Here is a 4634-nt window from a genome sequence, read left to right on the forward strand (position 1 = left end):
ACCATAAATGGTGCAATAACTATTATTGTCTTTTTCAATCCCAATTGACCTGGAACCGTTCGTCTACTTATAAGATCACCTTCAAAGTCTACTAAATCTTTTATTATGTTTGCGCCAGTGATCTGAATAAGCAGAAAGATCAATATTATGATAACAGTTAATTCTAAGATAAGCGGCGCAACTATTGCCCAGCCCCAAAGGAAAATGAGTGTACTGTAGCTGAATGCCAGTGCAATATTAGCTAGAATTCCCCGCTCCTTCAGGGCAATTGGTGGAACAGAATAAATTACAGCAAAAGTTAGACCGACTATAGCAATTAGGAAAGGTACAATTCCAAATAGAAAAGAGATAATTAAAGTTAATATTAGACAAAAGATTCCTATCATAAAAGCCTCATGAACAGTTACTCGGCCTTCAGGAAGCGGTCGATTAGGCTTATTAATTTTGTCAACTTCGACATCAGTTGCAGCATTAACCAGATTAGCAGAAAAAGTTGCAGAAATCATCGCTATGCACATTAGCAGAAACTCAAAGACAGGTGGAATGCTTTTCAATGCCATGAGCATTCCACAAAATGCCGTTCCAACTGCAAAAAGCCAAATAATCGGTCTGCTTGTTTCGATGATTGACAAAAATTTTGAAATTATCTCAGGCATTTAAATCAGTCTCTATTTATAATTGAAAAGTCTTCATTTGTTATAAGGACTTCTATAACTCAAAACTTGATGTTGATGAAGTTTTCTGAAAATCTTTAGACTTTAATTAATATTACTTACCAGAAATCTTACAAGGAGGAAAGAATTTGAATTTAGAGAAATTAAGAGAAGAATTACTCAACGCTTGGCTTCAGAAAAACAATCTTCGGTTTAATGATTTAGATTTATTCGATTTAGCATTAACACATTCAAGTAGTCCAAAAAATAATCACAAAAATAACGAACGTCTGGCCTTTCTTGGAGATGCAGTCCTCGATCTTCTAATTGCTGAACTGCTTTATACGAAATTTAGTGAAAAAGATAAAGGTAGTCTTACAGAAATGCGAAAGGACCTCGTTAAAGACGAGTTTCTTGCAAAAATTGGGATGTTAAAAAAAATCGATGAAATAATTCAAATGAGAGGAGTTCGGAAAGACGGATTACAAAAAGTCATTGCAGATACTATTGAGGCAGTGATCGGTGCATTATTTTTGGATAAAGGATGGGATGATACGAAACAGATTTTGAAGTCTTTCTTCGGAGGAAATAATTTCAGTGAGATATTCATAGACTAGTTTTAGAATGAATTATTACGTGAAATCTCCCTTTCATGTAACTCATAATTACACATTAATTTTTTTCCGATATTTTCATTGCAAGGAAGTGGCACGTACGTAGATTGTGTGACCTACTTCGATTTGAGCATAGTTATCTTCAAGAAACTCTATGAAAACATCATAGGTATCGTCTTTTCCAAAAAGAAATCCTGTGTTTACAACGACTCTAACATCAAAATCATAACATGCTTGGATAAACATTTCTCCAGTAAGTTCGCCAATATGCGTTCGCTCTCTTGAAATCTCAGCAAATGCGGACCTCCTTCCTGACCTAAAATTTATTTTCAAATTATCAGCAAGGATATACTCATCGGGAGAAGTGTTTACTTTAACCCAATCAATTGCTTTTCTATCTTTTGCAGAAAGACGGGGATATGTTACATTACACACTGTGATTAGCACAACAAAGAACACTACAAGAGCGAGTTTTACCCCATCATAACTAAGAATACCTCTTAGACTCTTAAAGATCTGGTGACGGGAAGAAAATATATCTTTCACCGAATCCGTAATTTTAAGTCCATCAAATTGTCCTTCTTTGATTAAAAAAACGATAAAGACACATAAAGCAATAAAAAACGCTACAAAAGTTAACTGTATCCAATAATAGCTTGAATAACTATAAAAAGGCAATGATAGAACTGGAAAATAAAAACGAGGACGATAAAATCGGATAAAAATGGTGAAGTTTAGAATAATGAAACCAAAGAAAACAATAACACTCAAAAGCGTTGATCTTAAATTAAACGATTTAAAATCTGATAAGGGAAAGAAACCGCAAACCATGGCCATCAATGGAACGCTTAAATAGTAGTAATTTGCTTGTTGTCGTGGAACAAACAGGAATACGCTGAATAACATGAATAGAGTGCAAATGAGTAGCCCTCTTCCATATGGTTTTCGTGCCCCGAAAAGAGCACTTAGTGAGAAGAAAACGAAAAAATAGAGATTTTCCCTAATTATGTATTTCGTTAGACTATTCCAACGCGTTCCCCATGACACAAAAGGCTTCTCTAAATGTTGCCCCAATACTTGCAGTGTAATTTTGTTACCAACTATTAAATAGAAAGGCGAAAACACAACTAAAAAAGGAATTATAAACCCAAGAAGAAGAAAAGCAAGGTCTTTAGCCTGTTCATTGATTCTAACTCCTGCAAATTGTCCTTCTATGACCAAAACAACAATGAAGGCGAGCAATATTGGTGCAATTATGATTTTGATCGTTACTCCGATACTTAAAAAAACTCCAGCTAAAAATGCGCAGTTTCGATTAGCAAGAAATTCCCCTTTGTACCTGTTCCCCATGATGACGGGTGTTAAAAAATAGTATCCAACAATACAGAAGGTCACGGCAATGAAATCATTAACAGCCACCATGCCATTCATAACAGATAAATGAACTACTGCGAAAATTAGGCATCCCAACAATCCCGTTTTGTAATTAATCCTTTTTCCTGCCATGAAGATTAAGAAACATGTAACGGTTGTAAAAAAAACCAAGAATAACCTTGCTTGAAGAATGCCGACTCCAAACATAAGGAAAACGAAAGCAAGTAAATAAGGGGAAAGCGGAGCTTGTGCGTGAAAAAAATCACGGTAAGGAAGATCACCGTCAACTATCCTCCATGCAGCCATGCCGAAAGTCGCTTCACGAAAAAAATAGTCGACATCAACAATGACACCATAAAGTCTCAATGCAAAATTTAAAAATAAAATAATTACGAGCACAGCATGCTCTTTTTTCAGTAACTCAAATTTCATCATCAGAGCTTCCACTTTATGTTTTAGTTTTCATTTTAGAGGTGTTGTGCGCACATAGATTATGTGACCTTCTTTAATTGGAACATAGTTAATTTCAAGAAATTCCAGGAAGACATCGTATGTATCAAAGGAGTCAAACAGCCTTCTTGTTTTCACAACGACTCTAATATCAAACTCATAGCAAGCTTCAATAAACATTTCTCCAGTAAGTTCACCAAAACGTGTTCTCGGTGTTGAAATTTCAGCAAATGGGCTTCTTCTTTTTGCCCGAAAATTGATTTTTAAGTCGTCAGCAAGAACATAATCGTCAGGAGACGTATTTGCTTTAATCCATTCGATAGTTTTCTTATCACTTTCAGAAAGACTGGGATATGAAACACCAGTTGTCGCGATTATAACAATTAAGGCTGATGCAAGGACCAACTTTGTTACGTCCTTATTAAGAACGTTTTTTAAGCCTTTTAAAACTTGGTAAGGGGAAGAAAGAAGTTTTTTTGCTCGATCGCTAATTTTCAATTCAGTAATTTGCTTTTCTTTTGTTAAAATTACAATAAATGCGATTAAGGTGATTAAAGTTGCTGCAAGGGCTACCTTTGCCAAATAATGCTCAAAATAAGCAAATCCTGCTACATTAGAGTTCGAATAGCGATATATTTTATATAACAACAAATTCAAAATAACTATAAAATTTGGGATCAGTGATTTAAAATTTAATGCTTTGAAATCGGGTAGGGGAAAAAAACCGCAGACCATGGACATAAATAGGATGTTAATTTGATAGTAATTGGTATTCTGTGATGGAACAAAAGTAAATACCGCTAATATCATGCAAAGAAAACAAATGATTAAACCGCGTCCGTAAGGTTGCCGTGCTGCAAACAGAACACTTAAACTAAATAATACGAAAAAATAAGGATTTACTATGATCAGGCGAGACATCAGTTTATTCCAACGCTCTCCATAAGATACTGGCTTTTTTGCCAAATGTTGTCCCAAAACTTGTGCAGTGAAATTGTCGCCGAACAGAAGATAAAAAGAAGAAAATACAACTAGAAAAGGAATTACGAATCCAACTATAAGGAAAAAAATCTTTTTTACCTGATTTTTAATTTCAAATTCAAAAAATATGCCTTCAATTATTAAAATAACGATAAAGGCAAATAATATTGGTGCAACAATGAGTTTGATCATAACTCCTATACTCATAAAGAGTCCGGCCAAAATTGAATTATTTCTTTCAGCTGTCAAATTCTTTTTATTCTCGTTAATCATAATGACAGATGTCAGAAAATAATATCCTATGGCACAGAAAGTCATTGCAATAAAATCATTCACTGCATTCATGCCATACTTAACGGAAAGGGGGGTTATTGCAAAAATCAAACTTCCTAACAATCCCGTTTTGTAATCAATCCTTTTTCCTGCCATGAAGATCATAAAACATGTAAAGGTTGTAAAGAATACCAAGAATAACCTTGCTTGAAGAATGCCGACTCCAAACATAAGGAAAACGAAAGCAAGTAAATAAGGGGAAAGCGGAGCTTGTGCGTGAAAAAAATCA

At 34.6% G+C, this 4634-nt stretch carries 4 protein-coding genes; 1 reads left to right on the plus strand and 3 read right to left on the minus strand.

Translation table 11 applies throughout. The features are described 5' to 3' along the window. The coding region (locus QVB70_RS15340; protein WP_287588047.1) for a UbiA family prenyltransferase at nt 1-656 on the minus strand (656 nt) is incomplete at its 3' end. Nucleotides 657-802: 146 nt separating this feature from the next. On the opposite strand from QVB70_RS15340, the gene QVB70_RS15345 reads away from it, so the two are divergent. Beyond that, complete coding sequence (locus QVB70_RS15345; RefSeq protein ID WP_287588049.1) at nt 803-1270, plus strand: ribonuclease III domain-containing protein; 468 nt, start codon at nt 803-805, stop codon at nt 1268-1270. 75 nt (nt 1271-1345) lie between these two features. On the opposite strand, the gene QVB70_RS15350 is transcribed toward QVB70_RS15345, so the two are convergent. Together QVB70_RS15350 and QVB70_RS15355 are read right to left on the minus strand one after the other, a co-directional pair. Beyond that, nucleotides 1346-3076, minus strand: coding sequence for a glycosyltransferase family 39 protein (locus tag QVB70_RS15350; RefSeq protein WP_287588051.1), 1731 nt, complete (start codon nt 3074-3076; stop codon nt 1346-1348). A 27-nt stretch (nt 3077-3103) separates the two neighbouring features. Next, on the minus strand, nt 3104-4634 hold a 1531-nt coding region (locus QVB70_RS15355), incomplete at its 5' end, for a glycosyltransferase family 39 protein (protein WP_287588053.1).

Origin of the sequence: Candidatus Borrarchaeum sp. (genome assembly GCF_019058535.1) — an archaeon.
Classification (GTDB): Archaea; Asgardarchaeota; Sifarchaeia; order Borrarchaeales; family Borrarchaeaceae; genus Borrarchaeum; species Borrarchaeum weybense.

Coding starts and splice junctions, on each gene's coding strand:
- QVB70_RS15350 (WP_287588051.1), bottom strand. CDS start 3,076: ATGATGAAATTTGAGTTACTGAAAAAAGAGCATGCTGTGCTCGTAATT.